At 51.4% G+C, this 19,877-nt stretch carries 21 protein-coding genes; all 21 read right to left on the minus strand.

Annotated features, from left to right (window positions below; all coding sequences use genetic code 11):
- Positions 1-5: 5 nt before the first annotated feature.
- Entirely contained in the window at positions 6-593 is a 588-nt protein-coding gene (locus tag NST99_RS22440) for an RNA polymerase sigma factor (protein ID WP_038594474.1), read from the minus strand.
- 756 nt (positions 594-1,349) lie between these two features.
- Entirely contained in the window at positions 1,350-2,444 is a 1,095-nt protein-coding gene (locus tag NST99_RS22445; protein WP_341094493.1) for a prephenate dehydrogenase, read from the minus strand.
- 48 nt (positions 2,445-2,492) lie between these two features.
- Complete coding sequence (gene hisC, locus NST99_RS22450; protein WP_341094495.1) at positions 2,493-3,590, minus strand: histidinol-phosphate transaminase; 1,098 nt, start codon at positions 3,588-3,590, stop codon at positions 2,493-2,495.
- A 57-nt stretch (positions 3,591-3,647) separates the two neighbouring features.
- Positions 3,648-4,469, minus strand: coding sequence for a tryptophan synthase subunit alpha (gene trpA / locus NST99_RS22455; RefSeq protein ID WP_341094498.1), 822 nt, complete (start codon positions 4,467-4,469; stop codon positions 3,648-3,650).
- Positions 4,466-5,665, minus strand: a complete 1,200-nt coding sequence (trpB, locus tag NST99_RS22460; RefSeq protein WP_341094499.1) for a tryptophan synthase subunit beta — start codon at positions 5,663-5,665, stop codon at positions 4,466-4,468. The genes trpA and trpB overlap by 4 nt, the downstream gene beginning before the upstream one ends.
- The gene (locus tag NST99_RS22465) at positions 5,662-6,339 is read right to left on the minus strand and encodes a phosphoribosylanthranilate isomerase (RefSeq protein WP_341094501.1); all 678 of its coding nucleotides are present in this window, start codon (positions 6,337-6,339) and stop codon (positions 5,662-5,664) included. The genes trpB and NST99_RS22465 overlap by 4 nt, the downstream gene beginning before the upstream one ends.
- Positions 6,332-7,162 (minus strand): indole-3-glycerol phosphate synthase TrpC, encoded by an 831-nt coding sequence (gene trpC / locus NST99_RS22470; protein WP_341094503.1) that lies wholly within the window; start codon positions 7,160-7,162, stop codon positions 6,332-6,334. Before trpC ends, NST99_RS22465 begins: the two co-directional genes overlap by 8 nt.
- Positions 7,152-8,192, minus strand: coding sequence for an anthranilate phosphoribosyltransferase (gene trpD / locus NST99_RS22475; RefSeq protein WP_341094505.1), 1,041 nt, complete (start codon positions 8,190-8,192; stop codon positions 7,152-7,154). The genes trpC and trpD overlap by 11 nt, the downstream gene beginning before the upstream one ends.
- A gap of 264 nt (positions 8,193-8,456) precedes the next feature.
- Entirely contained in the window at positions 8,457-10,010 is a 1,554-nt protein-coding gene (trpE, locus tag NST99_RS22480) for an anthranilate synthase component I (RefSeq protein WP_341094507.1), read from the minus strand.
- Between the two features lie 342 nt (positions 10,011-10,352).
- Positions 10,353-10,724 (minus strand): chorismate mutase, encoded by a 372-nt coding sequence (aroH, locus tag NST99_RS22485; RefSeq protein WP_341094509.1) that lies wholly within the window; start codon positions 10,722-10,724, stop codon positions 10,353-10,355.
- Positions 10,718-11,821, minus strand: a complete 1,104-nt coding sequence (aroB, locus tag NST99_RS22490; protein ID WP_341094511.1) for a 3-dehydroquinate synthase — start codon at positions 11,819-11,821, stop codon at positions 10,718-10,720. Before aroB ends, aroH begins: the two co-directional genes overlap by 7 nt.
- A 2-nt stretch (positions 11,822-11,823) precedes the next feature.
- A complete protein-coding gene (gene aroC / locus NST99_RS22495) occupies positions 11,824-12,993 on the minus strand; it encodes a chorismate synthase (protein WP_038594501.1) in 1,170 nt (389 codons plus the stop codon).
- A 198-nt stretch (positions 12,994-13,191) separates the two neighbouring features.
- Positions 13,192-13,353, minus strand: a complete 162-nt coding sequence (locus tag NST99_RS22500) for a hypothetical protein (protein ID WP_179091700.1) — start codon at positions 13,351-13,353, stop codon at positions 13,192-13,194.
- 98 nt (positions 13,354-13,451) lie between these two features.
- Positions 13,452-14,252: a CheR family methyltransferase gene (locus tag NST99_RS22505; protein ID WP_341094513.1), complete on the minus strand. Its 801-nt coding sequence runs from the start codon at positions 14,250-14,252 to the stop codon at positions 13,452-13,454.
- A 27-nt stretch (positions 14,253-14,279) separates the two neighbouring features.
- Positions 14,280-14,723 (minus strand): nucleoside-diphosphate kinase, encoded by a 444-nt coding sequence (gene ndk / locus NST99_RS22510; RefSeq protein ID WP_076109858.1) that lies wholly within the window; start codon positions 14,721-14,723, stop codon positions 14,280-14,282.
- Positions 14,724-14,845: 122 nt separating this feature from the next.
- Positions 14,846-15,814 carry a polyprenyl synthetase family protein gene (locus tag NST99_RS22515; RefSeq protein ID WP_341094515.1) on the minus strand — a complete coding sequence of 323 codons (969 nt, stop codon included), beginning with the start codon at positions 15,812-15,814 and terminating at the stop codon, positions 14,846-14,848.
- Positions 15,811-16,671 carry a menaquinone biosynthetic enzyme MqnA/MqnD family protein gene (locus NST99_RS22520; protein ID WP_341094517.1) on the minus strand — a complete coding sequence of 287 codons (861 nt, stop codon included), beginning with the start codon at positions 16,669-16,671 and terminating at the stop codon, positions 15,811-15,813. Before NST99_RS22520 ends, NST99_RS22515 begins: the two co-directional genes overlap by 4 nt.
- A gap of 3 nt (positions 16,672-16,674) precedes the next feature.
- Positions 16,675-17,277, minus strand: coding sequence for a UbiX family flavin prenyltransferase (locus NST99_RS22525; RefSeq protein ID WP_341094518.1), 603 nt, complete (start codon positions 17,275-17,277; stop codon positions 16,675-16,677).
- Positions 17,274-18,149 carry a UbiA-like polyprenyltransferase gene (locus NST99_RS22530; protein ID WP_341094520.1) on the minus strand — a complete coding sequence of 292 codons (876 nt, stop codon included), beginning with the start codon at positions 18,147-18,149 and terminating at the stop codon, positions 17,274-17,276. Before NST99_RS22530 ends, NST99_RS22525 begins: the two co-directional genes overlap by 4 nt.
- Positions 18,142-18,894: a demethylmenaquinone methyltransferase gene (locus tag NST99_RS22535; RefSeq protein ID WP_341094522.1), complete on the minus strand. Its 753-nt coding sequence runs from the start codon at positions 18,892-18,894 to the stop codon at positions 18,142-18,144. The genes NST99_RS22530 and NST99_RS22535 overlap by 8 nt, the downstream gene beginning before the upstream one ends.
- Positions 18,895-18,897: 3 nt before the next feature.
- A complete protein-coding gene (locus NST99_RS22540) occupies positions 18,898-19,872 on the minus strand; it encodes a heptaprenyl diphosphate synthase component 1 (protein WP_341094525.1) in 975 nt (324 codons plus the stop codon).
- Positions 19,873-19,877 lie beyond the last annotated feature (5 nt).

A 19,877-nucleotide genomic window follows, 5' to 3' on the forward strand; every position in this document is an offset into this window, starting at 1 on the left:
TGGCCTTACACCCTCTCAGCCTGCTCTTCAAGTTCAGGCTCATAGAAATAGGACTCGAGCTGGAGCTTCACACTGCTCCTGGCACGGAACAATAATGATTTCACGGAGCTGACACTCTGATCCAAAATAATGGCGATTTCCTGATAATCCATTTGATCATATTCACGCAGAATGAGTGCAGAACGCTGCTTCTCCGGTAGATTATTGATCGCTTCACGGACCAGCATCATCCGTTCCTTACGAAGTGCCGCTTGCTCCGGCGCTACCTCCGGCGGAGCTACAGGAGTATAGCCGCTTTCCTCAAGAGATACATTGCCTGCACGATTCTTGCGAAGCTCACTCAGCACCGTATTGCGGGCGATTGTATACAGCCATGTTGAGAATGAAGCATCCACTTCACGGAAGGAATGCAAGCTGCGGAACGCCTTATAAAAGGTCTCCGAGCAGAGATCTTCAGCAATCAGCTCCATATGGGAATTCTTAAGCATATGATAGACAAAAGCCAATATTTTTCGTTGGTATCTTCGCATCAGTTCCGAGTATAATTCTGTGTTTCCTTGCTTAATAAGCTGGATCAACTGGGAATCCGTCATGGTGAGTTCGGCCCTCCTCGCCCTTGCACGTTTAATCCCGGCCGGTCTGTAACTACTTATACCGGTCGGGGCTTAAAAAGTTGCGCTATTACGCTAAATTTGTACCGTTTTATGAAATACTTCCTATGTATATTCAAATACCCGGTAAAAAAGGCATGCCACATGTAAATACAGAAATAAATACGCATCTTTACAGGTTTCCTTACATCCCGCACGGCTCTTTTTTGATGATTATGGAAAGGAATCTATTAACATACTTAACCCAGTATAGCATAGATTCTAACAGGATGACATTAATAGACTCGAGGCAACAACACACTATTTTACATTTAGGATATTAAGTCGAATCCTGCTTCATTCCAAAGCCTGCCATCTGTGCACATAAAAAGTCATCGAAACGCTCTTTCTTATCAATTCCGAATGGCCTGACCTGCGATTTGGAAAATAAAGTTTAAATAAAGTGTTGACAAAATGTAAACGGATACATATAATAAAAGTACAGTATGGTTTCTCTCCACTCCTATCCAAACACTGCACAATTCCAATTCATTGTGAATTGTAGCCGCTTACTTTGTAAGCGGTCTTTTTTTGTCCATTTTCAGGCAGAGGTGCGCTGTAACCTAAAACAAACAGGGTTTTGACTTCGAAGTTTACTCAGTTAATTTGCGTGGAGTCCGATAACTTACTACAATTTATATAGCGTGAAGCATATAAATTCCTATATTTTTAAAAAAGCCGGGGCATTCGCCCCGGCTTCTACACATATACCGTATAATCGTTGTGCTGCAGCAGAATCTTAGCCCGCTCCATGTCATTCTCTTGACGGAAAGACAGCCGCATAATGCCGGGAACGTCTTCACGGCTTTCAATAATCTGCACATTGCTAAGGTTGATACCCTGATCCCCCAGCTCCGTAGCGATTCGCCCGATAATACCCGGATGATCGGGAACATCAATATGGAGATCGAACAATGGCGTAATCATTCCTTTGCGGCGCTCCGGCAGCTGGCTGCGGAAGCCGTTAGCTTCGCTGAAAGCCTCCTCAATGCCTTCTCCGTCCGCCGTCTCCAGCAATTGGATAAATGAAGATACCTCCTGATTCCAATCCTTCAGCAAGCGCAGCATCACCGTACGGTTGTTAAGCAGAATATCGCGCCAGATGATCGGATCGCTGGAAGCAATCCGTGTGATATCGCGGAAACCGCCTGCAGCCAAAGTACTGTACAGGGAATCCGTATTATCATAGGCGTGAATCTGATTCACAAGCGCGACGGCAATAATATGCGGAAGATGGCTGATCGCACCGACGATTTCATCGTGGCGTTCAGGATCGAGCCGGACAATCTGCGCTCTTGTATGTAATAGCAAGGATTCAAGTGCATGATATGCTTCTTCCGGCACTCCCGGCGGAGGCGTCAGCACATAATAGGCATTCTCAAACAGCAGTGAGGAGGCTGCTTCCACACCGGAGCGTTCGGAACCGGCCATGGGATGCCCGCCTATGAAATGCACATCAGGAAAGTCCAGTGAAACCGCGCAGGCGGCAATGCTGGCCTTGGTGCTGCCGACATCCGTAATGATGCAGCCGGGTTTCAGCGGAAGCTTGCTTAACTGCTGCAAATAATCCTCCAGCATGCCTACAGGCACGCATAGAAAAATAAAATCGGCGTCCAGCGCCGCTTCTTCAACAGAAAGTGTTGCCTGATCGACAACACCTCTGCTGACATATTTAATTGCGGATTCAGGACGATGGGCATGGCCTACGACGGTCAGGCCCTTCTTGCCTTTGAAGCAAAGGGCCAGTGAGCCTCCGATCAGACCGACACCGAAAATGGCTATTTTTGTCGTCATGTTCTTTGTACTACCTGCCTTCTATAGGTATCGTCTTGTCTGTACAGGTTACACCTGTACCTTCTGATCTTTAAGGACCCGCTCCAAAGCGGCGATAAAAGCCTTGTTCTGCTCTGTCGACCCGACAGTAACACGGATATAAGTCGGGTAAAGCCTGTGGCCTGCTCTTACAATGATGCCTTGGCGCAGCAAGGCGTCGAATACTTCGGTTGCAGGCTTGCGTACATCTACCATAATGAAATTACCGTGTGCCGGGAAAAAGTCCAGGCTCAGGCGTTTGAATTCTCCCTGAAGCTGAATGATGCCCGCGCTGTTGAGACGGCGGCATTCCTGCACATAATCCTGGTCAGCCAGTGCAGCCAAGGCGCCAGCCTGGGCTAGACGGGAGGTGTTGAAAGGTTCCCGAACCTGATTAATCAGCTTGATAATCTGCGGACTTGCAACACCATAGCCGATGCGGAGTGCAGCCAACCCATAAATCTTGGAGAAGGTGCGCAGCACAACCAGATTCGGATACTTAGCGAGCAGCTTAATTCCGTCGGAATAGGAAAGGTCTGTTACGTATTCGGAGTAGGCTTCATCGAGCACCACCATTACATTCGCAGGAACCGCGTTCAGGAAAGTGACCAGCGCCTCTTCAGGCACAATCGTACCGGTTGGATTATTGGGATTACAGATCCAGATCACCTTTGTCCGTTCCGTCACTGCAGCCAGCATCGCATCAAGATCATGTGTACCTTTTGCCAGAGGCACTTCTATCGAAACAGCACCTTCGATATCGGCATTGCTCTTGTATACGGAGAAGGTCTGATCTGCCATAATTGTCTCGTCACCCGGCAGGAAAAAGGCACGTGTAATCAAGGCGATGATTTCATCGGAGCCGCAGCCGAATATGATATTGTCGTTCTCCACGCCAAGGTGGCTTGCCAGTGCGCTTGTCAAATCAGCGGCCGCGCCATCAGGATACAGAAAAAGATTGTCCAGATCGGCAATAATAGCAGCTTTTGCGCTCGGCGAAGGTCCATAGGGGTTCTCATTGGACGCCAGTTTAATGACCTCGCTTAAGCCCAGTTCTTTCTTAACCTCATCAATAGGTTTGCCTGGCTTGTAGACAGGGAGGTTGATAATATTTGGTTTCGGATTCATTTATGTTCCTCGCTCTCCATGGGTAAGATAGCTGCTCTCAGATCTGTTAGCAGACCGTTATGGTCTTAATTGTGCCACAAATTCACGAATTTGCAACAGTCCTTGGCTGCGGGTATCCGGATTGTCCAGCAGCGGAATCACATCCTCCACCTTGCGGACAATGGCACTGCCTACGACCACACCGTCGCAAATGCGGGCAAACCGTGCCACCTGCTCGCCCGTCGAGATGCCAAATCCAACAGCTACCGGCAAGTCTGTTGCCCGGCGTACGGATTCAATAAAGTCATCCACTCCGGTATGAAACGACGATCTTTCGCCTGTCACACCAAGGGAGGAGACACAATAGACAAAACCGCTGGCACCGGAGACAATTTTGGCAATCCGCTCACTGGAGGTCGGCGCGACAAGCGGTATCAGATTCACACCAGCCTCACGGCTACGCAGGCGCATCTCCCCGGACTCCTCCACAGGCAGATCGGGAATGATCAGGCCGCTGATTTCGTGGGTCTCAAGCTCTGCAAAAAAGGTGTCCAAGCCCATCTGCATAACCGGATTATAATAGGTGAACAAAATGAACGGAAGCTCGCTTCCCGCCTGTCGGGCCTTCAGTGCCGTTTCCATACAGGTTCGAAGGTTAATGCTGCCTCGCAGCGCTCTAGCCGATGCCCGCTGGATCACCGGACCATCCGCGAGCGGGTCGGAGTAAGGAACGCCCAGCTCCAGAATATCTGCACCCGCTGCCTCCAGTTCGGCAATGATATCAAGCGTGGTCTTCAGATCCGGATCGCCTACCGTTAGAAAAGGAATCAAGGCCGTCCGTCCGGCCTCTTTAAGCTGCCGGAAGGTCAAATCCATCCGGTTTGTCGTGTCCGTTGTCATTGCTTACCCGCTCCTTCCGTATAGGCCATTATAGATTCCACGTCTTTGTCGCCGCGCCCGGACAGACAGATGACTACAATATCATCCTTGGTGAGCGTGGGTCCGATCTTAGCAACATGCGCCAAAGCGTGGGCCGACTCCAGAGCCGGAATAATGCCTTCAGTCATACACAGCAGCTTCAAAGCTTCAAGCGCTTCCTCATCCGTAACCGGCACGTATCGGGCACGCTCTATGTCTTTGAGGTAGGAATGCTCAGGGCCAACTCCCGGATAATCCAATCCGGCAGAGATGGAATGCGCCTCTGTAACCTGTCCATGTTCATCCTGCAGCAGATAGCTCAGGGAGCCTTGAAATACTCCATGGGTTCCCTTGCTCATTGTCGCAGCATGAAAAGGGGTATCGATCCCCTTGCCTGCAGCCTCTACTCCGATCATGCCGACATTCTCATCCTCCATGAACGGATAGAACATACCGATTGCATTGCTTCCTCCGCCTACGGCAGCAACCAGCAGATCCGGCAGCCTGCCTTCGGCCTCCAGAATCTGGCGGCGGGTCTCATCGCCGATAATCCGCTGGAAGTTGCGGACCATCATCGGATAAGGATGCGGCCCAACTGCAGAGCCTAAGATATAAAAGGTATCTTCAACATTGCTGACCCAGTAGCGCAGCGCTTCATTCCCTGCATCCTTGAGCGTCCGTGATCCGGAAGTCACCGGTATAACCTCTGCCCCCAGCAGCTTCATACGGAAAACGTTAAGCGCTTGGCGGCGAGTATCCTCCTCCCCCATAAACACCTTGCACTCCATCCCAAGGAGCGCTGCCACCGTAGCCGTAGCTACGCCATGCTGGCCTGCACCTGTCTCGGCAATAACCTTCGTTTTGCCCATCATCTTGGCCAATATTCCCTGACCGATCGCATTGTTGATCTTATGTGCTCCGGTGTGATTCAGGTCTTCACGCTTTAGATAGATCTTAGCCTCACCGATATGTTTGCTGAAACGTTCCGCATAATACAGCGGAGTCTCCCGTCCGGAATACTGCTTCAGCAAATAATCTATTTCTTCCTGAAAAGCCGGTTCCCCCGAATACTTGCGGTAGGCTTCCTCCAGCTCAATCAGTGCATTCATTAAAGTTTCAGGAACGAAGCGGCCTCCAAAAGAACCAAAACGCCCATTGATGTCCGGTACTTGTATCATGATTGCTTCACCCTCTCCACAAAAGCTGTCATTTTAACAATATCCTTAATTCCGCCGCTCTCCACTCCGCTGGAAACATCCACGCCATCCGGGGCGTAGCCCGTAAGCAATTCACTGACATTCCTCGGCTCCAGACCCCCGGCGATAAATAAAGGCAGCCCATACGCCGCTGCCGCCTGCTGGAAGTGAGGAATACGTGCCCAATCAAATGTCCGGCCTGAACCGCCGCCCTGCGGATCATAAGTATCCAGCAGCAATGCATCCACCACACCGGCATAGCTTTCCAGGCTACTATAGCTATCCGAAGCTTGTTCCGTATCACGGCTGACCACAGAAAGAGCCTTCCAGACCTGTACCTGCGGAAACGCCAGCTTAACCTCACGGCAGAATTCCGCACTTTCCTGCCCATGCAGCTGTATCACACCCAGTGGAACTGCGTTCATGATTTCCCGAAGCTCTGCCAGTTCAGGGTTCACAAACACACCTGCGGCTTCCGGAGCCTTGTCTGCCTGCCAGTCCGCAAGCTGCGCGGCAAGCACTGCTGCCTGCTCCGAGGTTATTCTGCGGCGGCTGGGAGCAAAGACAAAACCGACATAATCCAGTGGTAATCGCTTCATAGATTTTAGCACTTCAACGTCCTGAAGTCCACAGATTTTTACCATTGTCTCACTCATGCACGGCACGGCCTTTCCCTGCCTGCACCGGACCCAGCAGCTCATTCACCGCCTGCTCCACGTTCTGCTTACGCATTAAATATTCTCCAACCAACACGCCAAGGGCGCCGGTTGTGCTCAGATAATCTATATCGCCGGGCCCGGCAATTCCACTCTCACTAATCACTGGCACTCCCTTAGGTGCAAGCGTGGCCAGCTCTGCTGTAGTCGCAAGCGAGGTCTCAAAGGTATGCAGGTTGCGGTTATTGATTCCCAGCAGCACATTCGGATGTGCCGCTTTGCCGGTCTCCAGTAGCATTTCCAGTTCATTGCGGTCATGAATCTCAATAAGTACGTCCATTCCCAGTGAGGAAGCCAACTCTGTGAAGTTAGCAAGCCGGTTCGGGTCCAGAATAGCCGCGATCAGCAGGATGGCATCCGCTCCCAGCAGACGCGCCTCATAAATCTGTTTCTCGTCGATAATAAAATCCTTGCGCAGCAGTGGAAGACTTACCGCCTTTCTAACCTGCTGCAGGTATAAACCGCTGCCCTGAAAATACTCGCTGTCCGTAAGAACGGATAAGCAGTCAGCACCTCCCGCCTCATAGCCTTGCGCTATGGAAACCGGGTCAAAATCCGCCCGGATCAGACCTTTGGACGGGGAAGCCTTCTTTACTTCCGCAATCAGCCCCATCTCTCTGTTCCGCCGCTTCGTGAGCGCATCACGGAATCCTTTTGTGGACGGCAGCCCGGAAATTTCAAGTTCAGCCTGAGCCAGCGAAAAAGTCGCGGCCAGCGCCTCTACCTCTTTGATTTTGGTGGCAACAATCCGTTCAAGATACATAATCAAGCTCCTTCGTCATGACTTTCAGCTGCTCCAGCTTGAGCAGTGCCGCGCCTGAATCTACTACTTCTCTTGCTTTCTCTACGCCATCTCTCAATGTATCCGCCAATCCGGCGACATAGATACAAGCACCTGCATTGACCAATACAATATCACGGTAAGGATTAACTTCTCCGGCCAACACGGCGGTGATAATCGCTGCATTTTCAGCTGCATCTCCGCCAAGCACATCTTCCAGCGGATGTCTGCTGAGGCCCATTTCCTCTGGAGTCACTTCATAGGTAAACACAGCCCCGTCTTTCAGCTCGGATACCTGTGTAGGTGCCGAAATACTGATTTCATCGAGACCATCCAGACTGCTTACAATCATCGCCCGCTTGGAGCCGAGCTCCTTCAGCACATTCGCAACTGTTTCCGTCTTGCTGCGGTCATAAATGCCCATCAGCTGCCGGTCGGCTCCCGCTGGATTGGTCAGCGGTCCAAGCATGTTGAATACGGTCCGGACGCCGAGCTCACGGCGGGGTGCAGCGGCATGCTTCATGGATGGATGATAGATTTGTGCGAACAGGAAGCAGATACCGATGCTGTCCAGGCACTGCCGGGCCTGCTCCGCATTCAGATGAATGTTGACGCCCAGCGCTTCCAGCACATCAGCGCTGCCCGCTCTGCCGGAAGCAGAACGGTTGCCGTGCTTGGCGACCCGGACCGAAGCGGCTGCGGATATGATCGCCGAGGCCGTAGAAATGTTGAATTTATGGATTCCGGAACCGCCGGTTCCGCAGGTATCCAGCAGCCGGGTGCGCTCCGTAAGCACTGGAGTGCCGAAACCGCGCATGGCTTCAGCGAAACCGGTAATCTCCTCCACCGTTTCCCCCTTGATCCGCAATGCGGTCAGCAAGGCGCCTATTTGCGCCGGCGATGCCGATCCCTCCATTATTGTTCCCATAAGCTCACGAGCCTCTGTGCGGGTTAGATCCCTGCCCTCGATCAGTCCGGCAATTCCTGATTGCATCAATTGACTTGCTTCCATAGTTCTTTTCCTCCTAAAAGTTTTATGGAGCATTCTCTGCTCTGCTCATCTTCGTAATAAAACTCGCTTCGTAAGCATTCGCTTAAGTTTTGTGAGCATATGCAGCCTGAACCCGCGTCGAACAAAACTGACACCGGAAGCATACGCTAAAAGTTTTATGGAGCATTCTCTGCTCTGCTCATCTTCGTAGTAAAACTCGCTTCGTAAGCATTCACTAGGTTTTATGGAGCATTCTCTGCTCTGCTCATCTCTGCTATTCCCTGGTTAAGGGGTATATTCGTACATGTAATCCTGGTTGATTACCTGTTTTTCTTTCACCTCAGCCGGGAACATCGCTTCCGCCATGCGGATCGCCTTCAGCATCCCTTTTGCCTTGTTGAGGGTCTCCTCATATTCCTTCTCCGGAACAGAATCCCAGACAATGCCCGCCCCGGCCTGCACATAAGCCCGGCCCTTGCGGAAGATAATGGTGCGGATCGTAATGCAGGAATCCATATTTCCGGAAAATCCGAGATAACCGATGGCTCCGGCATACGCGCCTCTTGCTTCGCGTTCCAGCTCCGAGATAATCTCCATAGCCCGCAGCTTCGGTGCTCCGGAAACGGTGCCGGCAGGAAGGCAGGACAGGAAGGCGTCGAAGAAATCCTTGTTCTCGTCAAGCGTTCCGGATACGTTCGAAACTATGTGCATCACATGGGAGTATTTTTCAATTTCCATGAAGGAATCGCATTTGACGGTGCCGAACTTGGAGACCCTGCCCAAATCATTGCGCCCCAGATCGACCAGCATCAGATGTTCTGCCCGTTCCTTCTCATCATGCAGCAGTTCCTCAGCCAGCTCCCGGTCCTCTGCTTCATTCGCGCCTCTAGGACGGGTTCCGGCAATCGGGCGGGTTTTGACCCGGTCACCGTCCACCTTCACCAGCGCTTCGGGAGAAGTGCCGACAATGATCTCTTCATCCATCTTCAGATAATACATGTACGGCGAAGGGTTCAATGTGCGCAGCATCCGGTACACATGGAGTGGCGATACTTCCGTTTCTATGTGCAGCCGCTGTGACAGCACCACCTGAAAAATATCCCCGGCCCGGATGTACTCCTTGGCCTGCTCCACATTGCCGATATATTGCTCCTTCGTCAGGTTGGAGTGGATTTGGCCCAGCTCGATATCCTGCGGTATGCTGCGCCGGTTGACGTTTTCCTTCGGTCCTTCCTTCTGCAGCTCTTCAGCCATAACCTCCAGCTTGCGGCTAAGCTCTTCATAGCCTGCGCGGATGTCCGAGTCCGTATCTCCGTCCTTGATGTGCAGATTGCCGACAAGCAGGATTTGCTGCTTCACATGATCAAAGACAATGATCCGGTCGCAGAACATAAAGCGGATGTCGTCCATATTAAGATCATCTACGGCATGTGCCGACAGCTTCTCGTAATACTGCAGCAGATCATAGCCGAAGAATCCGATGGCTCCGCCTGTAAAGGGAGGCATTTCTTCCAGCTTCGGGCTGCGGTAAGAGCGGAGCAGCGCTTTAAGCTCCTCGACCGGCTTGCCCAAGAGCCGTTTTTTCTCTCCGCCGACTTCAACGTGAATGATGCCTTTTTTGCCGGAGATCATGAGGAACGGATCACTGCCGATAAAGGAATAACGGGCCCATTGAATGCCGCCCTCTACACTTTCCAGCAAAAATGCACGATCCTGTTCGGCAAAACGCTGGAACAGCCGGATCGGCGTCTCCATGTCGGCAAGCAGCCGCTTTACGACCGGAATTAAGTTATACTCCCGGGACAACGCCACTACTTCTTCGACTCTTGGGTTCGTCATTTGAAAACCCTCCTTGGGATCTGATATTATGTCCGAAATACAGAAAAACCTCTACCGAAGTAGAGGTTTGTATAAGTGTAAGTATGTGAAAAAGCGCTCAGGACCGGCATTATGAGCCATATATGCGGATATCTCCTATGTGGGAATAGACGGGTAGCGCTGTGAAACTCTACACCAAAATAATCCCAGAAGGGAATCACAAATAAATGGATTGCCTATACGAACTAAATCCTGCACTCAACTCAGCTATACTCATCTCATCTAAACTAAACTCTGCTTCACTCGGCTAACTCCACTATACATGATGATGGAGGTCATTGACAACCCCGCATCTGCAAATTATTACTTGCTCTGTGATAGATCCGGGCGAAGCTTCTGGGCTTCGTTCAGATACACATGGCGGATATCCCGCTGCGATTTATCGGTGTTGACCTGCACCATGAGGCGGATGCACTGTGGCAGGCTCCCCTTGACCGGGATTTCGACGGAACACATGAGCGGCACCATCTCCCAGCCTTCAATCTCACGGATCGCCCTTGCCGGGAAGGTAGCATCCAGATCAGCAGTCATCGTAATCCATACGCTGCAAATATCCTCTGCAATCACGTCATTGCGTTCGACGATTTCCCGCAACAGTACAACCGTTTCACGCAGGATCTCGTTTTCCTCGTTTTTCGCTACGGTTGTTGCACCGCGTATCCCCCGGTTTACCATGGGCTTTCCTCCTTCTTAAGCTGCGCTATAACCTCACGAACAGATGATTGCTGCACATCATTGACAATACTGACCGAACCTATGGAATCTGGCACGATAAAGGTCATTTTGCCTTCTTTGAATTTCTTATCATGCATCATCGCCGCCATCAGTTCATCCTCACCATATTGCGCCGGCAGTCTTACCGGCAAGGCGAGCGCCGACAGCATAGATACCGTGTCTTCATAAATGGACTTATCTTTGCCCAGTTTGGCCGCTAAAAGAGCCGATCCGGCCATTCCGATGGCAATCGCTTCCCCGTGCAGGAATACACCGTAACCCCCCACTGCCTCGATCGCATGCCCAATGGTATGACCAAGGTTCAGTATGGCCCGTTGTCCATGCTCACGCTCATCATTGCCGATTACGGCGGCTTTGATCGCACAGCCCCGCTCGAGCGCATAACCAAGCGCTTCTACGTTCAACTCAAGCAGTTCTGCCGCATGATCACGGCACCAGTAGGCAAAATCCCTGTCCAGAATCAGGCCGTGTTTTACAACCTCGGCCAGCCCTGAAGAAATCTGGCGCAGCGGAAGGGTACGGAGCGTGTCCAGATCATACAGCACCATAGACGGCTGATAGAAGGCGCCGATCATATTTTTGGCTAGCGGATGATTAACAGCCACCTTCCCGCCGACACTGCTGTCATGGGCAAGGATGGTTGTCGGAATCTGCAGGAAGCCGATACCGCGCATGTAAGAAGCGGCCACAAAACCCGCCAGGTCACCGACCACACCGCCACCGAGTGCCAATACCGCCGAGCTGCGGTCCAAACCAGCCTGAATGGCTGTTGTGATAACCTCTTCATATACGGCCAGAGATTTGGAAGCCTCCCCGGCAGGGATAATATGGCTTACGACCGTATATCCCTGAGTCTGCAAGGAGCTTTCCACCGTGGCCAGAAAATGTGGGGCAACTTCACTGTCACTGACAACCAGCAGCGGACTGCGCAGTGGAAATCCGGCTTCCTGGCAGCGTTCACCGATACCCTGAAGCAAACCGCTGCCGATATGGATCGGATAAGAACGTTCTCCCAATTCTACAGTAATACTGCGCATAATCAGTAGCTCTCCAGTTGGGACAAGTAATTATTATAGTTGGCTCTGATTTCTTCCAGGGAATCGCCGCCGAATTTATCCAGGAATGCCTTCGCGATCTCCCAAGCCACGACATTCTCCAGCACAACACAAGCTGCCGGAACAGCGCAGGCATCCGAACGCTCCACCTGCGCGGTGAAAGGCTCTTTGGTATCAATATCAACGCTTTGCAGCGGTTTGTAAAGTGTAGGTATCGGCTTCATCACTCCGCGGACAACAACCGGCATTCCGTTCGTCATGCCACCCTCAAAGCCGCCCAGCCGGTTGCTTGCCCGGTAGTAACCTCGTGAGGCTTCATACATAATTTCATCATGGACCTGTGAGCCGCGCAGTTCACCTGCCTCGAAACCAATACCGATTTCAACACCCTTGAAGGCATTGATCGACATTACCGCTCCAGCGATAGCTGCATCCAGCTTACGGTCATATTGCACATAGCTTCCAAGACCGGTAGGCAATCCTTCAACGACGCATTCCACGATTCCACCGATGGAGTCGCCTTCCTCCTTGATCTTGTCTATGTAAGCCTCCATCTTCTGTTCGGTCTCTTTATCAACAACTCTCACAGAAGAGGCTTCGGTCAGCTCGATCAGTTCATCAATCGGAAGATTGTTGGCCGGCGCTTCAATCTCGCCGATCCGGATAACCTGTCCGGCAATCTTCACTCCGAAAGCGGCCAGCAGCTGCCGGGCCACAGCGCCTACGGCTACTCTTGCTGCCGTTTCACGGGCGCTGGAGCGTTCCAGCACATTCCGCAGGTCGGTAAGATTATATTTCAGTCCGCCGTTCAAATCCGCATGCCCTGGACGCGGCCGGTTTACCCGCCGCTTCTCTTCGTCGCTGCCGGGAATCGGTTCGATATTCATAATGTTCTTCCAGTGTGTCCAGTCCTTGTTCTCTACTACCAGCGCTACAGGAGCTCCTGTCGTAGAGCCATGGCGTACACCGCCGACAATCTGTGCGGTATCTTTCTCGATTTGCATCCGGCGGCCACGGCCGTAGCCCTTCTGGCGCCGCTGCAATTGAAAATTGAGCTCTTCGAAATTAAGTGTCAAATTGCTGGGCAGTCCTTCAATAATTGCTGTAAGCTGGGGGCCGTGCGTTTCCCCCGCTGTTAAATAGCGTAAACTCATGCTGCGTTCCCCCTTCACACTTTTAAACTGTAAACCGCTAAAATCTTAAATGTCTTTGCTCATTATAGTATAGGGAATCCGCTTTGACAAGAAAGGGATGGCCTCTAATCAGGTGCCCCGCATCCATAAAAGAACAGCGCCGCCATACTCTTCCGAGTAAAGCGGCGCTGCAGAGCGTCCGGGGTCAAGAGCCTCTAATCAGCCCCCGATCCTCCGGTTTGACGGAGGTAATGTCGTCTTGCTCTCCTCAAGCTGCAGCAGGCTTTGCAGCTGCAGCTCCTCAATGCCTAGAATCTGCCCGCATTCGCGGACGGTAAGGAAGCCGCGTCTGTACGCGGCAATGACCTTGCTTTTGTCCATCTGGATTTACGACCTTTCGCATAGCGTACGGGTATCTACTACTCAGTATCACTGAAAAGAAGCGAAAGTATACGTTTACCAGATCGGGCGGTACAGCACTATTTCTTCCGGTAGAAGAACGTTTCCGTCGATTCAAAGCCATACTGCGCAGGTGTAAAGATTTGCTCCGTACTGCCCACGAACAAATATCCGCCCGGGCGCAGACTGTCCGAGAACTTATGATAGAGCTTATTCTTAGCCTCTTCTGTGAAATAGATCATCACATTCCGGCAAATGATCAGGTCAAACCCTTCGTCAAACTTATCAAGCAGCAGGTTCTGCTTGCGGAAATCAATACTTTTTTTGAGTGACTCGCTGACCTTGAACACCGGTCCCTCCGGTGCGAAATAACGGGCGGCTACATCTTTTGGCACGTCCTTTAAGGATCGTTCCAAGTAGAGGCCCTGCTTTGCTTTGGCCAGAGCTCCATCATCGATGTCAGTAGCCAGAATACCGGTCTGGGAAAGAAGATTTTTGTCGGATAAAATCATCGCCAGCGTATAGGGCTCTTCCCCGGTAGAGCAGGCGGCACTCCATAGCTTTAACCGGCGCCCCGAGCGCTGCAAATCAGGCAGAATGACATCCCGCAGGACTTCCCAGCGGTTCGGATTGCGCCAGAACTCCGAGACATTAATCGTCATCCGGTCCAGAAATTCATAAAATAAAGCCTTGTCCTTCATCATTGCGGCATAAAAATCCTGAAATGAATGATAGCCGTTCTTCATCCGCAGCGTAGTTAAACGCCGTTTCATCTGTGCTTCCTTGTACTGGGCGAGATCGATTCCCGTACTTTGCTTGACGTTATGGATAAACCCGGTGTAATCCGGATCTGCTGCTTCAATCTCTTCACGTTCTGCCATATGACTTCTCCTGCCTCCCGCCTGATGTTACATCCATGCCTGGATGTCTTTGTTGTAGTGAGCCAGTTCATTCGGAGCAAAGAAATTGGCAATTTCACGTTCAGCACTTTCCGGTGAATCCGATCCATGAATAAGGTTAAGCGGTGTATGGCTGGCAAAATCGCCGCGGATTGTACCCGGCAACGCTTCGCCTACCTTGGTCTTCCCTATCAGCAGACGGGACAGCGCCACTACATCATCGCCTTCCCACACCATGGCAAACACAGGACCGGAGGTGATAAAGCCCACAAGTTCAGGAAAGAAATCTTTACCTTCGTGTTCTGCGTAGTGCTTCTTGGCTTGTGCTTCTGTGACAGTAATCAGCTTCGCGGCAATCAGCTTAAATCCTTTGTCCTCCAGGCGGGCGACAATACGCCCGATCAATCCGCGTTGTACTCCGTCCGGCTTGATCATCAGATACGTTTTTTCCATAGAGTCACTCTCCATTTTTATGAATAGGTTAGTACATCGCTGCGAATTCAAGTGGTTTATTTTCTGATATTATCAGAAACCCGGTCATCTGTGAACGCTTATATTTCAAAGAGGAGCGAAGTCTAATAGGCTCTGCCTGTTACAAAAAATGCAATATCCCGCAGATTGCGCTTTGTTTTGTTGTTCGGAAGCTCATCCAGCGCCGCCAGTGCTTTGGCTATATAGCGTGAAGCCAGCTCTTCTGCGCGGGCAATACCTTCTCCTGACAGGATCAGATCAATGGCCCGGCCCACACTCCGCTGCCCTTCACGGATAAGCTCCAGCTCCTCCAGCAGCGAATCGCGAAGCCGGTCGTCCTCAAGGCTGTAGATCACGGGAAGTGTAATGTTACCCTGGCGCATATCGCTGCCCGGAGGTTTGCCGATTTGCTTCTCCGTTCCGGAAAGATCGAGCAGATCATCACGGATCTGAAACGCCATACCGACGTTGTATCCGTAATTATAGAGCAGCCGGGCTGTCTCCGGCTCCGCGTCAGCTGCCAGCGCGCCCAGCTGGCAGCTGATCGCGATGAGCAAGGCCGTCTTGCGGCGGATCCGCCGCAAATAGTGGCGCACACTCTGCTCGCTGTTGAAGAAATCACGGATCTGCTCCATTTCTCCGATGGACATTTCAACCATCGCCTTGGAAAGGATTTGGTGGATGCGGGGATTTTTCAGCTCCGAAGTCATAACGAGCGCTTTCGCATAAATATAGTCCCCGGTGTACATGGCGATCTTGTCGCCCCACTTCGCTTTGACAGTAAGCTCTCCACGCCGCAGCTCTGCATCGTCGATCACATCATCGTGAACGAGCGAAGCACTATGTATGAGCTCAAGCGGGATAGCTACACGCTTCAGCTTCTCCAGATTATATTGGCCAAATTTGCCGCCCATCAGCACAAATACTGGACGCAGACGTTTGCCGCCCGCCTTCAGCAGATGCAGGGAAGTCTCTGTCAGCAGACCATCATCGCCTTGAACGCTGCGGTACAGCTCTTTTTCGATCAGATCCATATCCTTGTTCAGCAAACCGAATATTTGCATTCGTTTCATTCTTTCACCCGTGTCAGCAGATTGTGGCTCCAAAGCTCCATCTTCACTTCCTGCGGCAGCAGGCCCATTTCATAGGCGTAGCGGAAATAGAGGTTCAGACCTTCCTGCTGCCTTTCCCCAAAGTCATAACATAAATTACGGAAATATCCTTCCCAGTAGGCAGCCGTTCCGCCGATAGCCATGCACGCCTCCCGAATAACTGGCGCGAGTTCGCGGATTCCGCGTCTTTTACTTTCCGCAAAGGCCTCGGCAATTTCGGCAATCGCTTTAGGCTTACTGTTCGCTGCCTCCCGGTTTACCGCCCAGACGGCAAAGGTCATGCTGAGTCCAGTCCACTCATTCCACAGTTCACCCAAATCAGTAACGATGTAGCCCTGATTCTGCCACGAGGCTTTGATCGCATTGTCACCGATTAAGAGGCAGGCGTCCGACTGATCCATCATGTGATCCAGATCAGGCTCTGCACTGATATATTCCGGTTTGCCATGAACGGCTTTCTCCATCAGAATCTTCAGCAGATTCACCGATGTTGCGGAGGTATTAGTTACGGCAATCCTCGCGTTTCCAAGCTGCTGAACAGGCATCCGGGAGAACAGCAGAATTGATTTGACCGGTCCCTCCGCACTGACGGATAGATCCGGAAGCAGCAGCAGACGGTCACTGGCTGCTGCATAGGCAAAGGAAGATAATGCACCCACATGGATAGTGCCCTCAGCCATGCCCTGATTAAGAATGGCAGGCACTTCACTCACCATCTCTGCAGGATAACTTAACGAAGAGGGGTGAAAATTGTGAAATACCGGCCATGAGTTGGTATAGCTGATTTTACCGATAACGGTATGCTGCGAATTGACCATCCCTCATTCCCCCCATCTGCGAAATAAAGTGTGCTCAATGTTAAAGCTGTCCAGCACCTTGCCCACCATAAAGTTAATCAGATCATCCATGCTGCCCGGGCCAAAATAAAAGGCAGGCATTGCCGGGATCAGCTTGACGCCCAGCCGGGACAGCTTCAGCATATTCTCCAGGTGAATGGCATGCAGCGGTGTCTCCCGGGGGACGAGGACCAAGGGGCGCCCTTCCTTCAGCATGACATCGGCAGCCCTTGTCATCAAATTATCGGAGCTGCCATGCGCCACAGCAGAAAGTGTACCCATGGAGCAAGGCATAATAATCATCCCTTCCGTGCGGAAGGAGCCGCTGGCGATCGATGCCCCGATGTCCTGTACTTTATGATAAAGCAGAGAACCGGGATAGCCGCTGAACTTTTCGTTCAGAAAGCCTTCCCGGTCAGAGGCGGCAAAGCCAAGCTCCTCTTTAAAAACACGCCAGCCCGCATTGCTCACAACGAGATGGACCGTATACCCCAATGAAAGCAGGGTTTCCGTCAGACGAACGCCATAAATGCCTCCGCTCGCTCCGGTAATTCCTACAACGAAATTTTTAGGCTTCTGCTCTGTCATTTGTAAAACTGCACCACCAGGTCAATCAAAGTAAATGAGAACACCACGATGCTCAGCACCCCGTTCATGGTAAAGAACGCAGTCTGCAAGCGGCTTAAGTCACTTGGAGACACAATGTGATGCTCATAAAAAAGAATGATGTAAGCAATCAGCATCCCTGCTACATACCACCAGCTTAAATCAGTGATAAAAAGGAGCGAAACGAATCCGATGCCCGTAAGAAAGTGAAATACCTTCGCAATGTCCAGCGCCCGTGGAACACCAAAGCGAACCGGAATGGAGTAAAGGCCTTCCTTCGTATCAAATTCAACATCCTGGCAGGAATAGATAATATCAAAACCCGCAGTCCAAAACACAATCGTGAAATAAAAGATCATGGCTGTCCAGTCCACAGTGCCCGTGACGGCAACCCAGCCCCCAAGCGGAGCCAAGGCGATGGTTAGCCCGAGTATCAGATGGCAGGCCCAGGTAAATCGCTTCGTGAAGGAATAAAAAACAAGGAGAAAAACAGCGATCGGCAGCAATTTGGCCGACAAGGGATTAAGCTTGAAAGCAGCCCAGAATAGTAAAAAGAATGAGATCCCAATAAAGATAATTACTTCTCCAACCTTCAGCAGCCCTGCGGGAATCGCTCTTCCAGCGGTCCGCGGATTCTTGGCGTCGCTGATCCGGTCAATCAGCCGGTTCAGCCCCATGGCCGCGCTGCGGGCGCCAAACATGGCGATAACAACCCAGCCGATCTGGGCCCAGGAAGGGAGTGTGCCGAACATGACAACTGAACCGAGCAATGCGCCCATAAATGCGAAGGGTAATGCAAAAACAGTATGTTCAAACTTGATCATTTGCAGAAAAACGCCGACTTTTTTAAACATTACAGTTCTCCTTGAGCCCAATATGTAATGCTGCGATGCCGCCGGTCAAGGGATAGGATTCCACTTGCTCAAGACCGGTTTCACGGAAAATCACCGCAAGCTGCTCTCTGTCCGGAAATAGGGCCAATGATTCGGGAAGCCATTTATATTGCTCGTATCTTTTGGCAAACAGTTTCCCAAGGAGCGGAAGTACACGCTGAAAATAAAAATAATAAATGCCTTTGAACGGCTGTTTCATCGGCTTGGAAAGCTCGAGGCAGACAACCATTCCTCCCGGCTTCACTACACGCTTCATTTCGTTCAACACTTGAACGAGATCAGGCACATTGCGAAGTCCGAAGCCTATCGTCGCATAATCAAAGCTGTTGTCACCGAAAGGCAGGTCCATCGCATTGCCCTGGACCAGTGAAATGCGGTCCTGCAGTTTGCGCTCTTCCACCTTGCGGCGGCCTACCTCCAGCATGCCTGCACTGAAGTCAAGCCCGATAACACTTCCGGTCTGGCTGGCATCAGCCAAGGCAATACTCCAGTCACAGGTACCGCAGCACAAGTCTACAGCGGAATCGCCGCGCTTCATGCCCATCTTGCGCATCGTGAACTTTCGCCACGCTTTATGGCGGCGGAAGCTTAGAATATCATTCATCAGGTCATATTTGCCGGCGATGCTCTCAAATACGGAGTGTACAAATTGTTCCTTCGGTTTGATGCCCTGGTCACCCAAAGGTGACGTTTTCTCTATAGTCATTCTCTACCCCTCCACGGCCGCTTGTCCGGAAATTTTCGTCTGCAGGAGAAAGTGGTCAAGCGCGGAGCTAAGCTCGCTGATCAGGTACTCGTCCTTAATGTCTTTCAGCAGTCCCTGTATGGACTGGAGCGACCCATGCAGCTTGTCGGTCAGCAGGGAATCGCATTTATATTTCAGCTTCAGCTTCTTCCAATCCTTCAGATCTAGATTCTGCTCGCCCAGCAGCTGCCGCTCTTCTTCGGTGGCTAATTCCATCACCTTCCAGTAACAATAGCCTTCCCGGGCACTTGCCGGATTACCAGACCGCCGCAGTTCCAGACATAAGGTCTCGCAGTGGCTGAATTCAGCCAGCAGCTTCTCCCACAGCTGGGTGAGCGACTCCTCAATCATCGGTGTAAAAGAAAGGAACAGCCGCATATTGAGCTGTACCGTGTGCCGCAGGTATTGTTCAGCGGAGAGCAGCATCCCCTTCATTTTGCCGTAAAGATGGGCTTTCATCACGTTAAAGTCGGCAATGGCCGTACTTAAGATGCCCACCATCTCAATCTGTTCACGTTTCGCAAGCAAATGGTAAAACCAGCTGCTGAAGTAATCGCCGGCCAGCACCTTGAGCTGACGGGAACGCATCTGGTCTCCCCCCGGTTCTTCAAGGGATATATCGATGCTCTCATGTGTATCAAGACCTAGCTGCACAAGTGCTGTTACCAGAGTATACAACTCACCGTTTTGTGCACCGTCCGGGGTGCCGTGATTCAGAAAAATATATAACAAATGACCACGCCCATCGGAAAACGGCGGTAATTCCGTATGCCGCTGAATCATATCGTAGTCGGTGTAAGGTTTAGCAAGTTGTGGTATGCGGTACGGTTTCATTTCAGCCTCCGAAGCCATTGACGTTATGACAATATCTTTGTTCACAATCTTGTCTATTATATCACATGTTTTTTTGTCACGCACTCTAGGGCGTTCTAGTTTCATTTACC

The sequence above is a fragment of the Paenibacillus sp. FSL L8-0470 genome, from assembly GCF_038008625.1.
Classification (GTDB): domain Bacteria; phylum Bacillota; class Bacilli; order Paenibacillales; family Paenibacillaceae; genus Paenibacillus_AQ.